Genomic DNA, 20,858 nt, shown 5'->3' on the forward strand with positions numbered 1-20,858 from the left:
CCACGGCGGGCCAATCAAGGCGCGTGACGCCGCGTGTGCATGCGCACACGCAAGGAGCGCAACGCCGAGTGGCCCGCCGTGGCAGACCTTCCCTTCGGGTTGGCTGGCAAAGGGGCCGTCTGCGGCGTTGCCCGCGCTTGCAAGGCTTCAGCCTTGCTACGCACGGGCGCCTTGCAGCCAGCCCCTTTGCCAGCCAACGCGACGCTAGAAATAGGGTGAACAGGCCCTAGCCTCCCCGCCGCCGGTTCTCGCGCGGCGGCTTTCACCGAAGACTTTCTGCTTCGCCGATGCGCGAAGGGCGCGCTCGCATCCGCATCGCCCGTCCTTGCTTTTATCGGACCTGTCCGATGGTTCCGCCCCCCTGTTCTTCCTAGAGTTCCTGACGCCCGGGCCGCCGGATCGAACAGCGTGAATTCGCTGCCCGATCCGATCTTTCTTTCCCTTTTCAGAGCATAGGAACTGCATGGCATCCAAAAAGGCAAACGTCTTCGTCGAGAACCCGAGCATCGATCAGACCGCAAGCGCACGGCCCTTCGCGCCACAGCCGCCCTCCATGGACAGCGTCATCGACGACGCAGGCGACATCATGGGCACCCTCGCCTCAGGCGGCGTCACGGACGACCGCCAACCCGAGTTCCAGGGCCAGGGCACGCCGGGCGACACCATCCTCATCAGGAACCACGGCGTCGAGATCGGCCAGACCGTCGTGGACGACGACGGCCAATGGGCCTTCACGCCGTCGACCGACATGAACGAAGGCCACCACGTCATCACCATCGTGGCGCGCGCCCCCGCCGGCAACGAGAGCGAACCTTCGGGCCCCTTCAATTTCGAGATCGACGTCACGCCACCCAACGCCAGCAAGCTGTCCATCACCGGCGTCCTCGACACCGCGGGCGGCATCACCGGCAACGTGGCCGCCGGCAAGACCACCGACGACACACGCCCGCTGCTCACCGGCACGAGCACCGGCCAGCCCGGCCACACCGTCACGGTGATGGTCAGGGACAGCACCGGCACCCATGCGCTGGGTGAAGCGGTCGTCGGCGACAACGGCCAGTGGTCGCTGCAGGTCATCTCGCCACTGGCCGCGGGCCTGAATACCTTCACGCTCGTGGAGAAAGACGCAGCGGGCAACGAGACGGCGCCGACGGGGCGCTACCAGGTGACCATCGACACCAGCAAGCCGACGCCCCCGGTGATCGAGCACGTCTACGACGACGTGGGCATGCCCCACATGCTGGCCCCGGGCGAGGTCACCAACGACGCCCGGCCGACCCTGCACGGCACGGCCCAGCCCGGCCATACCGTGACGTTCCACGACGGCACCACCGTCCTGGGCACCACCGAGACCCGCGCCGACGGCACCTGGGCGTTCACGCCCAAAGACAACCTGAGCGAGGGTGCGCACCACATCACCGCCACGGCCACCGGCCCGGTGGGCCAGACCGGCGACGCGAGCAGCGCCTGGCACTTCGAGGTCGACACCCTGGCGCCCACGCAGACCCCCACCGTCTCGGGCATCGGCAAGGACAGCGGCATGAACGCCGACGACCACACCACCAACGACGGCAGCGCGGGGCGCCTGATGACGGGCCGCCTGAGCGCATCGCTGGCAGCCGGCGAGACCCTGCAGGTGTCCACCGACGGCGGCCAGACCTGGAAGACCGCCTTCGTGAGCGGCACCGAATGGAGCGCCCAGGACGACCACAGCCATGCGGGCGATTGGACGGTGCAGACGCGCGTGGTGGACCTGGCCGGCAACGTGGGGCCGGTCAACTCGCAGGCGGTGACCCTGGACACCGCCACGCCCCACGCGCCGACGGCCGTCGTGCTGGGCAATGCGCAAGTGACCGTGAGTTTCGACAAGGCCGCGGTGTCGCCGGGCGACCGGATTCACCTGCTCAACGGCAAGCAGAACGTGGACTACGTGCTGACGGCGGCAGACATTGCTGCGGGCCAGGCCACCGTTGCGGTGACCGACGTTTCGCTGAACCTGGCCGCGTCGGTGGTCAGCGCAACGGGAGTTCATTCACCCTACATGGTGATCCGATCGAACACCGAACGGGAAGACTTCGATGCCGGTGAAACCGTCGACCTTGCACCGGGACAAACAGCCGATGCCGGCATGCTGCTCCTGACAAGACAAGACGCGGCGACCGACGCTTCTTCTTCGAACAACGGCATCTTCGACAGCGCCTCACCCGACCACGGGCAGGCATGGCACATCAGCGGCACGACCAACGCTTCACTGAAGGGCAACACCTACAACGCCATCGAGTTCGACTGGCGGCACTCCCAAGCCACGCAGTCGGTCACTTTCTACGACGCATCGGGCAAGGTCATCTTCGAAGGCAGCTTCGGAGCAAGCCACAGCCTTCCGGCCGACGGGCACGCGAAATTCATCATGCCCGACGGGCTTTCCTTTGCCTCCTTCGACATCCGCACCGGGCTCGTCGATGGCATCGAAACCGACTGGATCGAGGTCGACAACCTGTCCCTCGCCGTGCTGTACCCGCACCCTGAACTGGTGGACATCCCCACCCTGCAGGAAATCCAGGCAGGCTCCGACGTCCACTACGGCGGGGCGGGAGACGACGTGTTCCTGGTCCCCGACGTGTCGTACTTCGAGGGCAGCCATGCGAAGGTCATCGGCAACGAAGGACTGGACACCCTCACCCTGACCGGCGAGGGTCAGACACTCGACCTGAGCGCGGTCACGGGCAAGCTCAGCGGCGTCGAAATCATCGACCTCACCGGCACGGGCGACAACACCTTGAAGCTGTCGCTGGCCGACGTGTTGGAGAACGGCGCGGTCGATCAGTTCGTTGCCAACGGCCGCGTGCAGATGCTGGTCAAGGGCGACGCCGGCGACACGGTGACGCTGTCGGACGCGCTACCCAACGGCACCGACCCCGGCGACTGGGTGAGGGGCGCCCACGTGACCATCGACGGCGTGGTCTACGAGGAGTACGCGCACTCGGGCTTCGACGCGGCACTGCTCGTGCAGCAGGGCGTGACTGTCAGCTTGCAGAACACCTCCGACACCGTCAACGATGCCGGACCCGGGGCAACACCAACGCTCGCCGACAGCGATGAAACACACATCGCCCGGTTCGGTTATGCAGACCGGTTGGAGGACGGCGCGGGCGACGACACCGCCCGCATCCATGGCGACGGCGACTTCGCGCGCGTCCCTGGCGGCCTGGGCGTCGACACCCTCGTGATGGACGGCAAGGCCATGTTCATCGACCTGTCGGCCCTCGACCTGAAGACGGCGCAGGGCGCGCAGAACCCGGTGTCTTCCGACAGTACGGTGCAGATGCAGCCCACCGGCCCCCACGGCGAGGTCGACCTGCCCGGCGACGGCGGCGGGGTCCAGGGCAGCGATGCCGCGGTGAGCGGCGCCGCCGACCACATCTACTCCAACCTCGCCGGCGCCGCGCTGCTGGTCGAGGACAAGGTCCACGTGACGATCCTGTAGGCCCCCACTCGCTGGCGCACCCCGCGCCGCGTGCAGCCGACAACGCGACAGCCGCCCCGTGCAGCTGTCGCGTTTTTTTATTTCTGCCCAGCGACACATCGTCTTGTGCCGTCCTGCACGACTTTGTGCGCGCTTTCGGGACCGGCTTATTCCTTTGCGCTCGGCTTTCAGATTCGTCCGATGGCCTTGCACAGGGCTTCTTTCTAGAGTGCCCTACCCCACCAGACCCCACGATCGGACTGCGTTCGCTCGCATGCCGATGCGGTCTGGTTTCTTCATTTCAGAGCACAGGAATTCCATGGCCTCCGAGCAGACGAACAGCGTCGCCCTTTCCCAGAACATCGACCTCGCATCGACCTTTGCGCCCCCGCCTCTTCATGTGGGCAGCGCCGCCGACGACGCCGGCGACATCCTGGGCAGCATCGCCCACGGCGGGGTCACCGACGACCGCCAGCCCACCTTCCAGGGCCAGGGCACGCCGGGCGACACCATCGTCATCCGCGACAACGGCAACGAGATCGGCACCACCGAAGTGGACGAGAACGGCGCCTGGACCTTCACCCCATCGACCGACCTGCTCGAAGGCCAGCACGCCATCACGGTCGTTGCGCGCGACAGCAGCGGCAACGAGAGCACGCCCTCGCCCGCGTTCAACTTCGAGATCGACGTCACCCCACCCGACGCCAGCCGGCTGAACGTCAGCGGCTTCACGGACAACGTGGGCGGGGTCACGGGCAACGTGAGCTCGGGCGGCACCACCGACGAAACGCGCCCGCTGCTCAGCGGCATCAGCAACGGCACGCCCGGCCACACCGTCACCGTGATGGTGAAAGACGCCACCGGCACCCGTGAGCTGGGCCAGGCCACCATCGGCGAAAACGGCCAATGGACCTTCCAGGTCGACACCCCGCTGACCGCGGGCCTGAACACCTTCATGCTCGTGGAGCGCGACGCCGCCGGCAACGAGACCATGCCGACCGGGCGCTACAAGGTCACCGTCAACACCGACAAGCCGAACGCGCCTGTGATCGACAGCGTGTTCGACGACGTGGGCGAGCCGCACATGCTGCGGCAAGGCGAGGCCACCAACGACGCCCGGCCGACGCTGGCGGGCACGGCACCGGCCAACCACACCGTCAAGTTCTACGACGGCTCGACCTACCTGGGCAAGGCCGTGGCCGACGAGAGCGGTCATTGGCGCTTCACGCCCCAGATCGATCTGCCCGATGGCGCATACAACATCACGGCCACGTCCACCAGCCCGCTGGGCCAGACGAGCGATGCCAGCAGCGCCTGGAACTTCGTGGTGGACACCACCGCCCCGACGCAGACCGGCACCGTCACCGACATCGGCAAGGACAGCGGCTTCGACGCCGACGACTACCTGACCAACGACGGCAGCGCCGGACGCCTGCTGCAGGGCAAGCTGTCGGCCACTCTGGGCACTGGCGAAACGCTGCAGGTGTCGACCGACGGCGGCGCAACCTGGAAGGCAGCCTTCGTGGCCGGCGACCAATGGAGTGCACAGGACGGCAACAGCCACACGGGCGACTGGACCGTGCAGACGCGCGTGGTCGACGTCGCGGGCAACATCGGCCCGGTGCAATCGCAAGCCATGGCACTGGACACCAGCGCGCCGGGAGCGCCCACCAAGGTCGTCGTGACCGATGCCGGCGTGGAGGTCCAGTTCAATTCAGCGAACGTGGCCGTGGGTCACAAGATCAGCCTCGTCGTGCGAGGAGACCATTTCGACTACACCCTGACCGCCGCCGACATCGCGGCGGGCAAGGCCCTCATTCCCGGGTTCAAGGCTGTGGACGCGGGTCACGTCGCAGCCGCCATTTCGGATGACGCCGGCAATCTCTCGCTCTACCTGTCGCCGCCCTTCCAGGGAACGGACGACCTGAAGAATTCGCCGAAGGTCGTTGCAGGGTCGACGCACACGAATGCCTCCGGCGTTGCCATCGAGATGCTGCAAGGCTACGTGGAGACCTTCAGCGATTCCCGGATGTATCTGTCGTACAAGGGGATTGCGAAATTCGAACTCCCCGCCCCTTCCAAGTCGGCCGGCATCGAATACACGAACACGCACGTTGCCCCGTACGGCAAGGTGGAGTTCTATTCGGCGTCGGGCGTCTTGTTGAACACGCAGAACATGGTCTACGACCCGGGCTCGGTCGTCATGAAGCGAATCGACTTTGTTTCGGAAACGCCAATTGCCTACATCAAGGTCTATTGCCTGGACAGTGGCGCCAGCGATGCCATCCTGATCGGCGGCTTGAAGTGGAGCGACAACGGGGGCTCTTCGAGTTCGCCACAGCAACAGACCCTGACCGATGCATCCGCAGGTACTTTGCACGGTGGCTCGGACAACAACGAGTTCACCGTGACCGACGTCAAGCACCTGGCCGATTCGGCCGTCTCCGGCAACAGTGGCCTCGACACGCTCAAGCTCACCGGCGCGAACCAGATGCTCGACCTCACCGCGCTCGGCCACAAGGTCAGTTCGCTCGAAGTCATCGACATCACCGGCACGGGCAACAACACGCTCAACCTGTCGCTGGGCGACGTGATGGAAAACGGCGCCGTGGACCAGTTCGTGGCCAACGGCCGCGTGCAGATGATGGTCAAGGGCAATGCCGGTGATGCTGTGTCGCTGCTCGACCTTCTGCCCAACGGCACCGACCCCGGCGACTGGGCCCGAAGCGCCAACGTGACCATCGACGGCGTCGTCTACGAGGTCTACCAACACTCGGGCTTCAAGGCCGATGTGCTGGTGCAGCAGGGCGTGACAGTCACGCTGCAAATCACCATCGACAGCGTGATGGACGACGTGGGCGCGTTCACTGGTGCCATCACCCAGGGCGGCATCACCGACGACGCCACCCCGACCCTGAACGGCAAGGCCTCCGCGGGCGGCACCGTGAAGATCTATGACGGCAGCACGCTGCTGGGCCAGGTCGTGGCCGACGCCAAGGGCAACTGGAGCTACACGCCGGACACCCCGCTGAGCGAAGGGCTGCACAGCCTGAGCGCCACCGTGACGGCCACAGGCGGCAGCGAGAGCGCCAAGACCACGGTGTTCGAGTTGACGGTGGACACACTGGACACGGTCGCGCCGACGCAGACCGCCACCGTCACCAACATCGGCAAGGACAGCGGCTTCGACGCCGACGACTACCTGACCAACGACGGCAGCGCCGGGCGACTGCTGCAGGGCAAGCTGTCGGCCACTCTGGGCGCGGGCGAGACGCTGCAGGTGTCGACCGACGGCGGCACCACCTGGACCACCGCCTTCGTGGCCGGTGAACAATGGAGCGCGCAGGACAGCAACAGCCACACGGGCGACTGGACTGTGCAGACGCGCGTGGTGGATACCGCAGGCAACCTGGGCCCGATGCAATCGCAGGCGATAGCGTTGGATACCGTCGCGCCGAAGGCCCCAATTTCGATGACCGTAGACGGCTCGCAGGTAGCCGTGACATTCGACAAAACAGATGTATTAGTTGGCGATCAAATTATCTTGCTCAATGGCGACCAGCGCGTTAGCTACACCTTGACCGCCGCGGATATCGCCGCCGGCCGTGCCACCATCGCCTCACCGTCGGCGGTTTCCCTAAGTGCCTCTGTTGGAATTACAGATAAATCCGGCAATTCCTCCGAACTTCTGACGCCAACAAGCATGTCAGAAAATTTTAATGACAGTCCAATTATTGGCTTCAGAAATTCTGGAGATCAGGCAAACACCAAAGCCTTTCTTCTCACATTCAAAGGAACACCCTACCCTAATCAGGGAACCAATGCTGGAAGTGGCGAGGGCATTATTGAAAGTTATTGGCCGGGAAATGGAAAAGCCCTGGCCAGCACAGGGACAGTGAATTTTTCATTAAAAGGAAAGCTAGCCAACTCCCTCGAGTTCGACTGGAGGCACTCCGATTACACTCAAAAAATAACTTTCTACAACCAAAAAAACGAGATTGTATTTAGGAAATATTTTGGACAACAAGCCGGCAATGGGCATGAAAAAATCACCATTCCAAATGGAGTTTTTTTCTCATCCTTTGATATAAAAGTGGGCCATTACGACTGGATTGAATTGGATAATTTTGTTTACAGCGGAATTCAATCTTCAGGTGATCTGGGGTCAATTCCCGATCTGCAAAATATCAATACTGGAGCAGATGCCTACTACGGGGGAATGGAAAACAACACATTCTCCATCGCCGATCTAGCGTACTTCTCCAGCAGCAAGGCGATGGTCCATGGCAATGGCGGCGTTGACACACTTAAGCTGGCCGGCGCCAACCAGGTGCTGGACCTGACCGCGCTCGCTGGCAAAGTCAGCTCCGTCGAAATCATCGACCTCACCGGCACGGGCAATAACACGCTCAAGCTGTCGCTGGCCGACGTGATGGAGAACGGCGCCAAGGACCAGTTCATGGCCGACGGCCGCGTGCAGATGATGGTCAAGGGCAATGCCGGCGACAAGGTGACGCTGTCCGACGTGCTGCCCAACGGCACAGACCCCGGCGACTGGGTCAAGAAGGCCAACGTCGCGGTGGGTGGCGTGGTCTACGAGGTGTACCAGCACTCGGGCTTCGACGCCGAACTGCTGGTGCAGCAGGGCGTGACGGTCACGCTGCAGAACGCAGGCGCCAGCACGTTCCACATCGAACCGGAACTCGAAGCCTATGTACTCGACCACGCAACGATGACCTGGACCGACAGCGACGACACGCTCATCGCCAGGCTCGGCTTCGCCGACCGACTCGAAGGCGGCGCCGGCAACGACACCTTCTTGAAGGTCGGCACGGGCGACACGGTGCATGGCGGCGCAGGCGACGACACGATCCGCATCAACAGCGGCGACTTCGCGCGCCTCGACGGCGGCCTGGGCATCGACACCCTCGTCATGGACGGCAAGGCGATGCACATCGACCTGTCGGCCCTCGGAGCAAAGGTGCAGGGCTTCGAGAAGTTCGACCTGGGCGCAGGCGGCAACACGCTGGCGCTGAGCGCGCAAGACCTGCTGGCCGGTGGTGCACGCGACATGGTCGTGGCCGACGGCAAGGTGCAGATGCTGGTCAACGGCGCCAACGGCGATGTGAACCTGCTCGGCGGCAACGACAGCTGGGCCCAAGGCGGCAACACCACGGTGGGTGACGTGACGTACAGCGTCTACACCAACCTCGCCGGCACCGCCGAGCTGCTGGTCGAAGACAAGGTCCACGTGACCATCCTCTAAGCCTGCAGACAGGCCACGCGGCGCCGCATCGGCGCCGCCCCCGACGCGACGGTTGCCCCGTGCGACTGTCGCGTTTTTGTTGCGCCCTGCCCTTGCGTCAGCCCGCCGTCACCGCAGGCCCGAACCCATGGGTCTCCCCCGCCTGCTCGCACGGCACCCGCTCCACCTGCACGGTCGAGTGGTGGATGTCGAACGTCTCGGCCAGCAGGCCGCGCAGCTGCAGCATCAGCGGCGCCAGGTCGACCACGTCGGGCGTGCACACCACATGCACGCTCAGGCTCACCTTGCCGCTGGACAGCGCCCACACATGCAGGTCGTGCAGGCCGGCCACGCCCGGCTGCGCCTGCAGCGCGCGCTCGACCTCGGGCAGGTCGATCTCGTCGGGCACGCCTTCGAGCAGCACGTTGAGGCTCTCGCGCAAGAGGCGCCAGGTGCGCGGCAGCACCCACAGGCCGATGGCGACGGCGATCACCGAGTCGACCCAGGCCCAGCCGGTGAAACGGATGACGAGCGCGCCCGCGATCACGCCGACGGAGCCGAGCATGTCGGCCCACACTTCCAGGTAGGCGCCCTTCACGTTGAGGCTCTCGTCCTTGCCGCTGGCCAGCAGGCGCATGCCGATGAGGTTGACCACCAGGCCGCCGATGGCCACGAGCAGCATCATGGTCGACTGGATCTCGGCCGGCTGCGAGATGCGCCGGTACGCCTCGTAGAGCACGTAGATCGCCACGAAGAACAGCAGCACCGCATTGACCACGGCCGCCAGGATCTCGAAGCGGTAGTAGCCGAAGGTGCGGCGCTTGTCCGCCGGCCGCTTGCCCAGCCAGATGGCGGCCAGCGAGATGGCCAGCGCCACGGTGTCGGTGGCCATGTGGGCCGCGTCGGACAGCAGCGCCAGGCTGCCCGACACCAGCCCGCCGATCACCTCGGCGACGAGGTAGGTCGAGGTCAGCGCCAGCGCCCAGCGCAGCGCCTTCTCGTTGCCACCAGCAACGGCTGTGGCGTGTGAATGCTCATGGGCCATGGGAACCTCGCAGTGCGGGATCAAGGGGCGCGCCATGACTCAGCTCTGCCTCGGCCACTTCGGCCTCGTCCTCATCGCGCCGGTGCGCGATGCGGTACAGCAGCGGCAACACCAGCAGCGTCAGCGCGGTCGACGACAGGATACCGCCGATGACCACGGTGGCCAGCGGGCGCTGCACTTCGGCGCCCGTGCCGGTGGCGATGGCCATGGGCACGAAGCCCAGCGAGGCGACCAGCGCGGTCATGAGCACGGGGCGCAGCCGCGTGAGCGCGCCTTCGCGAATGGCTTCGTCCAGCGGCAGGCCGCCTTCGCGCAGGTTGCGGATGAACGAGATCATCACCAGCCCGTTGAGCACGGCCACGCCCGACAGCGCAATGAAGCCCACGGCCGCCGAGATCGACAGCGGAATGCCGCGCAGCCACAGCGCGACGATGCCGCCCGTGAGCGCGAACGGAATGCCGGTGAACACCAGCAGGCCGTCCTTCAGGTTGCCGAACATCGCGAACAGCAGCGTGAACACCAGCAGCAGCGACACGGGCACCACCACCTGCAGGCGCTGCGTGGCGGAGGCCAGGTTCTCGTACTGGCCGCCCCACACGGTCCAGTAGCCCGGCGGAATGCGTACGGCGCGCATGGCCTCCTCGGCCTCGGCCACGAAGGAGCCGAGGTCGCGCCCGCGCACGTTGGCGCTCACCACGATGCGGCGCTTGCCGTCTTCGCGGCTGACCTGGTTGGGGCCGGGCGCGAGGTCGAGCGTGGCCACTTCGCCCAGAGGGATGAAGCTGGTGCGCAGGCCTTCACCGCCCGCACCCTTGGGCAACGCGATCGGCAGCCGGCGGATCGCGTCCAGGTCGGTGCGCAACGCCTCGGGCAACCGCACGAGGATGTCGAAGCGGCGGTCGCCGTCGAACAGCGTGCCGGCCTCGCGCCCGCCCACGGCGGTCGAAATGGCGTCCTGCACGTCGCCCACGTTGAGGCCGTAGCGCGCGGTCTTCTGGCGGTCGATGTTCACGGTGAGCATGGGCAGGCCGGTGGTCTGCTCCACTTTCACCTCGGCGGCGCCGGGCACCTTGCCCAGTGCGTTCGACACCTGCGCGGCGGTCTGGTTGAGCACGTCCATGTCGTCGCCGAATATCTTCACGGCCACGTCGCTGCGCACGCCCGAGATCAGCTCGTTGAAGCGCAGCTGGATCGGTTGCGAGAACTCGTAGTTGTTGCCCGGCAGCTTCTCGACTTCTTCCTGCACGGCGGCCAGCAGCTCGGGCCGCGTGCGCCTGGGCTTGGGCCATTCGCTCTCGGGCTTGAGCATGATGTAGCCGTCGGAGATGTTCGGCGGCATCGGGTCGGACGCGATCTCGGCCGTGCCGGTGCGCGCGAACACGCGCTCGATCTCTGGGAACTTGTCTTTCAGCGTGCGCTCGAGCTGCTTTTGCATCTCGACCGACTGCGTGAGGCTGGTGCCCGGGATGCGCAGCGCCTGGATGGCGAAGTCGCCCTCGCTCAGGCTGGGCACGAACTCGGTGCCCAGGCGCGTGGCCAGCAGGCCCGACAGCACCACGGCCACCACGGCCGTGGTGATGACCAGCGGCTTGGCATTCATCGCGCGCGAAAGCAGCGGCGCGTAGCCGCGCTTGGCCCACAGCATGAGGCGGTTTTCCTTCTCGCCGACCTTGTTGCCGATGAACAGCGCCACGGCGGCCGGGATGAAGGTGATCGACAAGATCATTGCGCCCAGCAGCGCAATCACCACGGTGAAGGCCATCGGGTGGAACAGCTTGCCCTCGACACCGGTGAGCGCAAAGATCGGCAGGTACACGATCATGATGATGAGCTGGCCGAACAGCAGCGGCCGGCGCGCCTCCTGCGAGGCCGCGAACACTTCATGGAAACGCTCGCTGCGCGTGAGCGCCCTGCCGTGTTTCTCCTGCGCGTGCGCCAGGCGCCGCACGCAGTTCTCCACGATCACCACGGCGCCGTCGATGATGATGCCGAAGTCGAGCGCGCCCAGGCTCATGAGGTTGGCGCTGACCTTCTGGTTCACCATGCCGGTGAAGGTGAAGAGCATCGACAGCGGAATCACCGTGGCGGTGATGATGGCCGCGCGGATGTTGCCCAAAAACAGGAACAGGATCGCCACCACCAGCACCGCGCCTTCGAAGAGGTTCTTCTTCACGGTGGCGATGGCCTTGTCGACCAGCACCGTGCGGTCGTACACCGTCACGGCCTTCACGCCCGCGGGCAGCGTGCGGTTGATCTCCTGCATCTTCTTGTCGACCGCCTGCGAGACGGTGCGGCTGTTCTCGCCGATGAGCATGAACACGGTGCCCAGCACCACCTCGCGGCCGTTGTCGGTGGCGGCGCCGGTGCGCAGCTCCTGGCCGATGCCGACCTCGGCCACGTCGGACACGCGCAGCGGAATGCCGCCGGCGTTGCCCAGGATCACGTTGCCGATGTCTTCCACCGACTTCACCTGCCCCGGCGCGCGAATGAGGTACTGCTCGCCGCGCTTCTCGATGTAGCCCGCGCCCACGTTGGCGTTGTTGCGCTCCAGCGCGGTGACCAGGTCGGTCATCGTGAGGCCGTGCGCCAGCAGCTTGGCGGGGTCGGGTGCGATCTGGAACTCCTTGGCGTAGCCGCCGATGGAGTTGATCTCGGTCACGCCCGGTACGTTGCGCAGCTGCGGCTTGATGATCCAGTCTTGAATCTCGCGCAGGTCGGTGGGCGTGTAGGGCTTGCCGTCGGCTTTCTTCGCGCCCTCTTCGGTCTCGACGGTCCACAGGTAGATCTCGCCCAGGCCGGTCGAGATGGGCCCGATCACCGGCGACACGCCGGGCGGCATGCTCTCGCGCGCCGACTGGATGCGCTCGTTCACGAGCTGGCGCGCAAAGTAGATGTCGGTGCCGTCCTTGAAGATCACCGTGACCTGCGACAGGCCGTAGCGCGACAGCGAGCGGGTCTGCTGCAGGCCCGGCAGGCCGGCCATGACGGTCTCGATCGGGTAAGTGACGCGCTGCTCGGCTTCGAGCGGCGAGTAGCCGGGCGCGGAGGTGTTGATCTGCACCTGCACGTTGGTGATGTCGGGCACGGCGTCGATGGGCAGCTTCTGGTAGCTGAAGACGCCGAGCGCCGCCATGCCGAGCACGGCCAGCAGGATCAGCCAGCGCTGCTCGATGGAGAAGCGGATGATGCGTTCGAACATGCGGTCGTCCTCAGTGGGTGTGCGTGGCCGAGCTCTTGCCCTGCTGCGACTTCACGACGAAGCTGCCGCTGGCCGCATAGGCCGCGCCGGGCTTCAGGCCGCCCACGATCTCGATGCGCTGGCCGTCGCTGCGGCCGGTCTTCACGTGCTGCGGCACAAAGCCGCCGGGCACTCGCAGGAACACGGTGGGCTGGTCGTCCACGGTCTGCACCGCTTCGGCCGACACGGTGACGAGCGCATCGGCCTCCGACGCGACCAGCTCCACGTTCACGAACAGGCCCGGGCGCCAGGTGCGCTGCGGGTTGGTGAGCGTGACGCGCGCGGTGGCGGTGCGCGTCTGCGCGCCCAGCAGCGAGCCCACGTACGACACGGTGCCGCGCGCGGCCTGCTCGAAGGAACCGGCGCGGATGGTCACGGCCTCGCCGACGCGCACGAGGTTCAGGCTGCTGGCGGGCACGCTGATCTCGGCCCACACGGTCGACAGGTCGGAAATGGTGAACACGTTGACCGCCTCGCCCACCGATTCGCCCAGCGAGATGTGCTTTTCGACGACCATGCCGTCGAAGGGTGCGCGCAGTTCGTAGCGGCCCAGCGCCGACGAGCCGGGCGTGGCGCCCAGCGCCAGCAGCTTCTGGTTGGCGTTGGCGACGGCGATCTGCGCCTCCTGCATGGCCTGCTCGGCCTGCAGGTAGTCCTGCTGCGGCGAGATCTTTTCTTCCCACAGCTTCTTCTCGCGGTCGTGGGTGGTGCGTGCCAGCGCCAGCCGGCGCTGCGCGGTCTGCAGCTCGCTGCGCTGCTCCGAGAGCGCGGGGCTGGAGATCACGGCCAGCACCTGGCCGCGCTTGACCTCCTGGCCCAGGTTGGCCGACACGCTGTCGACCACGCCCGCCACGCGCGGCACCACGTGGGCTGTGCGGTCTTCGTTGAACTTGATCTCGCCGGGCAGCTGCAGCGAGGTCTTGATGCGCGCCGGGCCGACGCTGTCGATCGCGATGCCGGCGGCCTTGACCTGCTCGTCGGTGAAGGGGATCTTTTCCTCGTCTTCCTTGTGGGCGTTGGCGGCGGTCTTCTGCGGCTCTGCCGATGCGGGTGTTTCCTTGCCGGGCTCCTTGCCTGCTTCCTTGCCTGCTTCCTTGCCTGCTTCCTTGCCTGCTTCCTTGCCGGCGTCTTTGCCCTCTTCCGCGTGGTGTTCCTTGTCGCCATGGCCTTCGTCATGCGAATGGCCGTGGTCGTCTTCCTTGCCCTTGGCGTGGCCCTTGTCTTCCTCGTGGTGCTCGCCGTCGGCATGGCCGGCGGACTCCGAGTGCCCGCCCGCCTCGGGCTTGGACGGCGCGGTGCGCAGGATGAGCGCGCCGGTGATGAGGCCGGCGAGCAGGACGGCGGCAATGGCGATCCACTGCTTGCGGCCGGAGGACGTGGTGCGGTTGTGTGGTGTGGTCATGGTCGGAATCGGTTCGGTGTTCTTCTTCAGCGCACGTTCGGTGTCGCGTTCGAGGCGATGTCGTCGCCCTCCGTGCCCAGCAGGCGGTCGAGCTCGCCGGCCGCGCGGTGCGCCTCGGCCAGCGCGACGAGGTACTGGTTGCGCACCTGGAACAGCGTGCGCTGCGCGTCGAGCGCTTCGAGAAAGCTGAACTTGCCCAGCTCGAAGCCCTTGGTGGCGGCGCGGTAGGCGGTCTCGGCGCCGGGCAGTGCGTCGCGCTGCAGCGTCTCGGCCGTGGCGCGCGCCGAGCGCAGGCGCTCGCTGGCCTGGGCCACGTCGGCGCCCAGTTGCAGCTCGGCGGCGGCGAGCTCGTCGCGTGCCTTGTCTTCGCGGCTCAGTGCCTCGGCGATGTTGCCGCGGTTGGTGTCGAAGATCGGCAGCGGCACCGACAGGCCCACCACCACCTGGTTGCGCCGGCTGCTGCTCACGGCCTCGCCGCCCTCGCCTTCCGACGCCGGCACGCGCTTGACGCCGAGCGACACGGTCACATCGGGAATGCGCTTGGCCTGCTCCAGGTCGCTCAGCGCGCGGCGGCGCTCGACCTCGAGCCGGGCCTGGCGCAGCACGGGCGCATCGGGCAGGCGGCGCGCCACCTCGGGCGCGGCGGCCTGGACGGGCAGCTGGTCGACCGCGCCGTCCACCTGCGTGAAGCGCGGCGCCGGGTTGCCCCACAGCGCGGCCAGCAGCTGGCGCGACGCGCGCAGCGTGCCTTCGGCCTGCAGCAGTTCGACGCGGATGCCGGCCTCGGCCACGCGCGCCTTGGTTTCCTCGAGCGGCGACACCTTGCCGGCCGCCACGCGATTGGCTGCAGCGCGGGTGGCGATCTGCGCGAGCCCCACCGAGTCTTGCGCCAACCGCAGGCGCTCCTGTGCGGTCAGCACGTCGAAGAAGGCGGTGACGGCCGCGGCGCGCAGTTCGGCGCGCCGCGCCGACAGCGCCGACGCCGCCTGGTCGCGCGCACGCTCGGCCGCCGTGACGCGCGCGGCGCGCTTGCCGCCCAGCTCCAGGGGCTGGCTCAGCTGCAGCGTGGTCGTGCGGTTGTTGCGGCGCAGGTCTTCCAGCTGGGTGTCCAGCGTGGGGTTGGGCCAGGCGCCGGCCTGCACCACCGCGCCGTCGGCGGCGGCCTGCTCATGGCGCGCGGCCGACAGGCCCGGGTTGGCCTGCAGCGCCAGCGCCACGGCGGCGCGCAGGGTCAGCGGGCCTTCGGGCTCCAGCGTGCGGGCGGGTGCCGACAGGGACGACGAGGGACCGGCCGCCTGCGGGGTCTGCTGTGAAAAGGCCGGGGGTACCGCCAAGGCCAACACGGCCAGCGGCACGAAAAGCGTGCGCATCGAATTCTCCTGGGTTGCAAAACAACGGACGGACGAATTCGGCGAGGAGCGCTCAGCTGATGAGTGAGATCAGAAAAAGAAAAGGGGCTGTGCTCTCGCCGAATCAGGCGGCGAGCAACCAGTCGGGGCGCACCGGCACTTCGGCGATGTGCGAGGCGAAGCGTTCGGTGGTCGTGGCGCGCAGCGCCTGCGAGGCGACGGGCGATTCGGCCGGCAGCGCGGCGGCGGTGTCCGCATGCTGGGCCTGCCCGAAGTGGGCAACGATGCAATGGCCGACCGCCGCGTTGGGCTGGCGGGTGCTGTCTTTCTTGGCGCCGTCACCCGCGTGGGTGCGGTCGGTGCCACGCGGCTCGTCCTCGTGGTGGCCCCAGTGGCCGCTGCTCTTGTCGCCTTCGTGCAGGCAATAGGCGGCCGACACCGCCCAGCTGTACTGGAAAGGCAGGAGAAACAGCAGGAAAATCAGGAGCCAGCGGCGCATTGTTGACAAAAGTATATCGACGGGGCGTGGCGCGCCGACCAAGAAAAGCCCTGCGAACCGAGGGCCCGGCCCACTGTACGACAGCGTGTCGGCGCTTTGTCCTTCAATAGGATTACTAAATCGTAACCAGCGTCTCGAAAGGCCTTGGGTACGATCCGTACCATGCGAATTCTTGTCATCGAAGACGAACCCAAACTGGGCGATTACCTGAAAAAGGGGCTGGAAGAGAACGGCTACGTGGTCGACATCGCCCGCGATGGCATCGAAGGCCGCTACCTCGCCACCGAGGGCGACTACGCGCTCGTGCTGCTCGACGTGATGCTGCCGGGCATCGACGGCTTTGCCGTGCTGCAGGCCATTCGCCGCACGAAGAACGTGCCCGTGCTGGTGCTCACCGCGCGCGACAAGGTCGAAGACCGCGTGCAGGGCCTGCAGCAAGGCGCCGACGACTACCTGGTGAAGCCCTTCTCCTTCTCGGAGCTGCTGGCGCGCGTGCAGGCGCTGCTGCGGCGTGGCAAGACGCAGGAGCCCACGGTGCTGCGCCTGGCCGACCTGGAGCTGGACCTGGTGAGCCGCAAGTGCATGCGCAACCGCACGCGGCTGGACCTCACGGCCAAGGAGTTCACGCTGCTGGTGGTGCTGCTGCGCCGGCGCGGGCAGATTCTGTCGCGCTCCACGCTCGCCGAGCAGGTGTGGGACATGAACTTCGACAGCGACACCAACGTGGTCGAGGTGGCGATCCGCCGCCTGCGCAGCAAGATCGATGACCCCTTCGACGTGAAGCTGCTGCACACCGTTCGCGGCATGGGCTACGTGCTGGAAGACCGCTCCTGGGTATGAGTACACCCCCAGGCTTGCCCACTTCGTGTGGCCGCCAACCCCCTTGCAGGGGGCCATACCAGCGGCCCGGCAAAGCCGGTTCCGCGGTATGTCGCGAATGAAGACAAAACCACATTCAATACAGAGCCGGCTCTCGTTCTGGTTCGCTGCGCAGACGCTGTCCGGCCTGAGCATCATCTGCCTGGCGATCTACCTCGTGACCGCCTGGAGCTTCGGCGCCAAGCAGCGCGACGCGCTCGACCAGAAGACGGTGCTCGTCGAGCACCTGCTCAAGGAGGCCGAAAAAGGCGGCGACCTCGTCTTTCTGCGCCACAAGCTCGACGACTTCTTCTCGATGCAGGACGACGTGACCCTGTCGATCGCCAACGCCGGCAAGCCGCTGTTCCAGTCCACGCCGCCGCCGCAGGGCCGCTGGCTGCGGCGCGCCATCGTCGTGCCCTGGCAGAACGGCGACTTCCACACCGACCTGTCGGTGCAGGTCGGCGTGAACATCGCGCAGGACTCCCGGCTGCTCGAACGCCTGGCCTGGACGCTGCTGGGCGCGGTGGTGCTGGGCACGGCGCTGGTGTCGCTCACCGGCATGTGGCTGGTGCGGCGCGGGCTGCGGCCGCTGAAGGCGCTGGCCGAGCGCACCGCGGCCATCACGCCCGACCACGTCCACCAGTCGATCGACCCCGGCGCCTTCGCGCAGGAGCTGCGGCCCTGGATCACGCAGTTCAACGCGCTGCTGGCGCGGGTGCAGCGCGCCTACGTGCAGCTGGAGTCGTTCAACGCCGACGTGGCGCACGAGCTGCGCACGCCGCTGGCCAACCTGCTGGGCTCGACCGAGGTGGCGCTCACGCGCCCGCGCAGCAACGAGGAGCTGCAGGCCGTGCTGGCCTCCAACCTCGAGGAGATGGGGCGGCTGTCGGGCATCGTGACCGACATGCTGTTTCTTTCGAAGGCCGACCGCGGCACCTCGGCGCGCTCGATGGCCCCGGTGAGCCTGGCGGAGCAGGCGCGCGACGTGATCGACTTCTACGACGCCATGCTCGACGAGGCCGGCCTGCGTGCCGAGGTGCACGGCGAGGCCGTGGCCGAGGTGGACGCGGGGCTGATCCGGCGCGCCCTCTTCAACCTGCTGGGCAATGCGATCCGCTTTGCCGAACCGGCCTCGACGCTGCGCATCGAGATCGCGGCCGCCCCTGGCGGAGAACACGACACCATCGCCGTGATCAACCGCGGCGCCCCCATCGACCCCGAGGCCCTGCCGCGCCTGTTCGAGCGCTTCTACCGCGCGGCCCAGGCGCGCGACGGCTCCACGCGCCACCACGGGCTGGGCCTGTCGATCGTCGAGGCGATCGCGCGCATGCACGGCGGACAGGTGTTCGCGTCGAGCCAGGGCAGCGAGACGCGCATCGGGTTCAGCGTGCGCCGCAGCGGCTGAAGGGCTTCAGGGCTCGGCGTGCGCCGCCGTCTCGGCGGGCTTCGGCTTGCGGCCCACGCACAGCGTCATCAGCGGGCCGGTCATCGCGGTGGTGGCCAGCGCCATCACCAGCAGCATCGTGAAGAGCTCGGGGCCGATCAGGCCGACGTCCAGGCCGATCTTGATGACGATGAGTTCCATCAGCCCGCGCGCATTCATGAGCGAGCCGGTGGCCAGGCTGTCGCGCCAGCTGTAGCCGGCGATGCGCGCGCCCGCCGCGCCGCCCGCGATCTTGCCCACGGTGGCCACGCCCACGATCAGCAGCATCGCGCCCAGGCTGGCGCCCGAGAACGCGTTGGCCGTGGTGCCCAGCCCCGCGAGCGCGAAGAACAGCGGCATCAGCACCACGATGGAGATCGGCTCGATGCGCTCGCTCAGCGAGCGCAGCAGGCGGTCGTCGCGCGGCAGGCAGGCGCCGAACAGGAAGGCGCCGAACACCGCGTGCAGGTGCAGCCATTCGGTCAGCAGCGCCGTGACCAGCAGGCCGATCATCAGCGCGGCCATCAGCGTGGTCGACGGCTCGCCGTCGGGCGCCTTCACGCGCAGCAGCCACGCAAAGGCCGGCTTGAGCCCGAGGAACAGCACCGTGAGCATCACCACCACGCCGACCGTGATCTTGATCAGGCCCGCGTAGCCGTCGCTGGTGCCCACCAGCGCGACCACGAAGGCCAGCAGGATCCACGCGAACACGTCGACCACCGCCGCCGCGCTCAGCGAGAGCTGGCCGAAGGGCGTGCGCGTCATGCCGCGGTCTTTCAGGATGCGCGCCATCACCGGAAACGCCGTGATCGACAGCGCCGCCGCCATGAACAGCGCGAAGGGCCAGAAGCCCACGCCGGCCGGCGCGAGCGTGGGGTGCAGCGCCGGCGAGATCGCCAGGCCCAGCACCAGCGGCACCAGCACGCTGAGCACGCCCACCGCGCCGGCCGCCTGCAGCTGCGCGCGCATGTTGCGCGTGGCCCGCAGCTCCAGGCCCACCACGAACATGAACAGCACCAGCCCCACGGTCGCCAGCGACGACAGCCCCTGCAGCGACTCCTTGGAGAACAGCTGCGCGTGCAGCGACGGGAACAGCAGCCCCATGACCGCCGGCCCGAGCATCAACCCCGCCGCCATCTCCCCCACCACGCTCGGCTGCCCCACATGGCGCAGCACCCAGCCGCACAGGCGCGCGGTGGTGAGGATGACGACGAGTTGCAGCAGGAGGGTGGTGACGGACATGGGTGGGGTCGCGAGGCGGACAAGAAAAACTGGCCCGATGTTAGTGAGTTCTAAGCGCCGGGCTCGATCCAGCGGTCGGCCCACTGGTTGAGCGGCGTCAGCCGCTTGACGAGCTCGCCGCCCGACTCGGTGAGCACGTAGCCTGCATCGGACAGCGTGACGATGCCGGCCGCGCGCAGCTCCTTGAGCCGATCGTTCAGCACCGAGGGCGACATCTGGTCGGCATGCTCGCGGAGCACCCGAAAGCTCTGCGGCTGGCCGTCGCGCAGCTCCCACAAAAGGCGCAGCGTGCCCTTGCGGCCCAACTGCTCCAGCAGCCGCATGATGGGTCGGCGCGGCGCGGGTGCGGGTGCGGGTGCCTCGGTGTCGTCCATGTGTCTTCCTTGTCGAAGTGGGGTCTTGCGCTACGAATTTCGTAGCCGTAGACTGCGTCGATCGCTACGCATTCCGTAGCGATTTCGACGCATTCTATGAAAGGAATCACCGTGCCCTCCACCGCCTCGCAAAGTCCTGCCCCACCGCGCGCCCCGAGGATCGCGCCGCTCCAGCCGCCCTACCCCGACGCCATCGGCACGCTGCTCACGCGCATGACACCGCCGCAGGCGCCCGAGGTGCTGTCGCTCTTCAAGGTGCTGGCCGTGAACCCTGCGCTCGCGGAGCGCACGCTCGACCTCGGCCGCTACCTTCTGGGCCGCCACGCCACCATCGACCTGCGCGACCGCGAGCTGGTCATCCTGCGGGTCTGCGCGCGCTGCGGCGCCGAGTACGAATGGGGCGTGCACTGGACCGGCTTCGCAGACGCCGCCGGCCTGGGCGAAGCCGAGCGGCGCGCGACGGCTTCGATGGATGGCGACCTTGCACAGTTGGCACCGAAGGACGCGCTGCTGATCGCGATGGTCGACCAACTGCACGACACCGGCACCATCGACGATGCGCTGTGGGAGTCGCTGAACGCGCACTGGAGCCACGCGCAACTCATCGAGTTGATGATGCTCGCGGGGTGGTACCACGCGGTGAGTTATGTGTGCAATGCGGCGCGGGTGCCGTTGGAGACGTGGGCTGTGCGGTGGTAGGCCCGAGCCCCTTGTGAT

12 protein-coding genes are annotated in these 20,858 nt (G+C 67.1%); 5 read left to right on the forward strand and 7 right to left on the reverse strand.

What is annotated here, in order from left to right; all coding sequences use genetic code 11:
* Nucleotides 1-463 precede the first annotated feature (463 nt).
* Together ACAM42_RS22915 and ACAM42_RS22920 are read left to right on the forward strand one after the other, a co-directional pair.
* On the forward strand, nt 464-3,484 hold the full coding sequence (locus ACAM42_RS22915) for an Ig-like domain-containing protein (protein ID WP_369629513.1): 3,021 nt from the start codon (nt 464-466) through the stop codon (nt 3,482-3,484).
* A gap of 298 nt (nt 3,485-3,782) precedes the next feature.
* Nucleotides 3,783-8,729, forward strand: a complete 4,947-nt coding sequence (locus ACAM42_RS22920) for an Ig-like domain-containing protein (RefSeq protein WP_369629514.1) — start codon at nt 3,783-3,785, stop codon at nt 8,727-8,729.
* 97 nt (nt 8,730-8,826) lie between these two features.
* On the opposite strand, the gene ACAM42_RS22925 is transcribed toward ACAM42_RS22920, so the two are convergent.
* The 5 genes from ACAM42_RS22925 to ACAM42_RS22945 form a co-directional block, all read right to left on the reverse strand.
* The gene (locus ACAM42_RS22925) at nt 8,827-9,753 is read right to left on the reverse strand and encodes a cation diffusion facilitator family transporter (RefSeq protein WP_095949117.1); all 927 of its coding nucleotides are present in this window, start codon (nt 9,751-9,753) and stop codon (nt 8,827-8,829) included.
* Nucleotides 9,743-12,952: a CusA/CzcA family heavy metal efflux RND transporter gene (locus ACAM42_RS22930; RefSeq protein ID WP_369629515.1), complete on the reverse strand. Its 3,210-nt coding sequence runs from the start codon at nt 12,950-12,952 to the stop codon at nt 9,743-9,745. The genes ACAM42_RS22925 and ACAM42_RS22930 overlap by 11 nt, the downstream gene beginning before the upstream one ends.
* 10 nt (nt 12,953-12,962) lie before the next feature.
* Nucleotides 12,963-14,393: an efflux RND transporter periplasmic adaptor subunit gene (locus ACAM42_RS22935; RefSeq protein ID WP_369629516.1), complete on the reverse strand. Its 1,431-nt coding sequence runs from the start codon at nt 14,391-14,393 to the stop codon at nt 12,963-12,965.
* Nucleotides 14,394-14,419: 26 nt separating this feature from the next.
* Nucleotides 14,420-15,763: a TolC family protein gene (locus ACAM42_RS22940; protein ID WP_369629517.1), complete on the reverse strand. Its 1,344-nt coding sequence runs from the start codon at nt 15,761-15,763 to the stop codon at nt 14,420-14,422.
* A gap of 103 nt (nt 15,764-15,866) precedes the next feature.
* Entirely contained in the window at nt 15,867-16,241 is a 375-nt protein-coding gene (locus ACAM42_RS22945) for a hypothetical protein (protein WP_369629518.1), read from the reverse strand.
* Nucleotides 16,242-16,403: 162 nt separating this feature from the next.
* On the opposite strand from ACAM42_RS22945, the gene ACAM42_RS22950 reads away from it, so the two are divergent.
* Entirely contained in the window at nt 16,404-17,081 is a 678-nt protein-coding gene (locus tag ACAM42_RS22950; protein ID WP_095746105.1) for a heavy metal response regulator transcription factor, read from the forward strand.
* A 97-nt stretch (nt 17,082-17,178) separates the two neighbouring features.
* Nucleotides 17,179-18,507 carry a heavy metal sensor histidine kinase gene (locus ACAM42_RS22955; protein ID WP_369629519.1) on the forward strand — a complete coding sequence of 443 codons (1,329 nt, stop codon included), beginning with the start codon at nt 17,179-17,181 and terminating at the stop codon, nt 18,505-18,507.
* A 6-nt stretch (nt 18,508-18,513) separates the two neighbouring features.
* Here ACAM42_RS22955 and ACAM42_RS22960 read toward each other — a convergent pair whose 3' ends face one another.
* On the reverse strand, nt 18,514-19,767 hold the full coding sequence (locus ACAM42_RS22960) for a cation:proton antiporter (RefSeq protein ID WP_369629520.1): 1,254 nt from the start codon (nt 19,765-19,767) through the stop codon (nt 18,514-18,516).
* A gap of 50 nt (nt 19,768-19,817) precedes the next feature.
* Nucleotides 19,818-20,141, reverse strand: a complete 324-nt coding sequence (locus ACAM42_RS22965; RefSeq protein WP_369629521.1) for a winged helix-turn-helix transcriptional regulator — start codon at nt 20,139-20,141, stop codon at nt 19,818-19,820.
* Between the two features lie 111 nt (nt 20,142-20,252).
* Here ACAM42_RS22965 and ACAM42_RS22970 point away from each other — a divergent pair, with 111 nt between their 5' ends.
* Nucleotides 20,253-20,840 (forward strand): carboxymuconolactone decarboxylase family protein, encoded by a 588-nt coding sequence (locus tag ACAM42_RS22970; RefSeq protein ID WP_369629522.1) that lies wholly within the window; start codon nt 20,253-20,255, stop codon nt 20,838-20,840.
* Nucleotides 20,841-20,858 lie beyond the last annotated feature (18 nt).

Source organism: Variovorax sp. V35 (assembly GCF_041154465.1).
GTDB classification, from domain to species: domain Bacteria; phylum Pseudomonadota; class Gammaproteobacteria; order Burkholderiales; family Burkholderiaceae_C; genus Variovorax; species Variovorax boronicumulans.

Bases quoted from the DNA above. Each gene is read 5' to 3' on its own strand.
- ACAM42_RS22915 (WP_369629513.1), top strand. From the start codon at position 464: ATGGCATCCAAAAAGGCAAACGTCTTCGTCGAGAACCCGAGCATCGAT.
- ACAM42_RS22920 (WP_369629514.1), top strand. From the start codon at position 3,783: ATGGCCTCCGAGCAGACGAACAGCGTCGCCCTTTCCCAGAACATCGAC.
- ACAM42_RS22925 (WP_095949117.1), bottom strand. From the start codon at position 9,753: ATGGCCCATGAGCATTCACACGCCACAGCCGTTGCTGGTGGCAACGAG.
- ACAM42_RS22930 (WP_369629515.1), bottom strand. From the start codon at position 12,952: ATGTTCGAACGCATCATCCGCTTCTCCATCGAGCAGCGCTGGCTGATC.
- ACAM42_RS22935 (WP_369629516.1), bottom strand. From the start codon at position 14,393: ATGACCACACCACACAACCGCACCACGTCCTCCGGCCGCAAGCAGTGG.
- ACAM42_RS22940 (WP_369629517.1), bottom strand. From the start codon at position 15,763: ATGCGCACGCTTTTCGTGCCGCTGGCCGTGTTGGCCTTGGCGGTACCC.
- ACAM42_RS22945 (WP_369629518.1), bottom strand. From the start codon at position 16,241: ATGCGCCGCTGGCTCCTGATTTTCCTGCTGTTTCTCCTGCCTTTCCAG.
- ACAM42_RS22950 (WP_095746105.1), top strand. From the start codon at position 16,404: ATGCGAATTCTTGTCATCGAAGACGAACCCAAACTGGGCGATTACCTG.
- ACAM42_RS22955 (WP_369629519.1), top strand. From the start codon at position 17,179: ATGAAGACAAAACCACATTCAATACAGAGCCGGCTCTCGTTCTGGTTC.
- ACAM42_RS22960 (WP_369629520.1), bottom strand. From the start codon at position 19,767: ATGTCCGTCACCACCCTCCTGCTGCAACTCGTCGTCATCCTCACCACC.
- ACAM42_RS22965 (WP_369629521.1), bottom strand. From the start codon at position 20,141: ATGGACGACACCGAGGCACCCGCACCCGCACCCGCGCCGCGCCGACCC.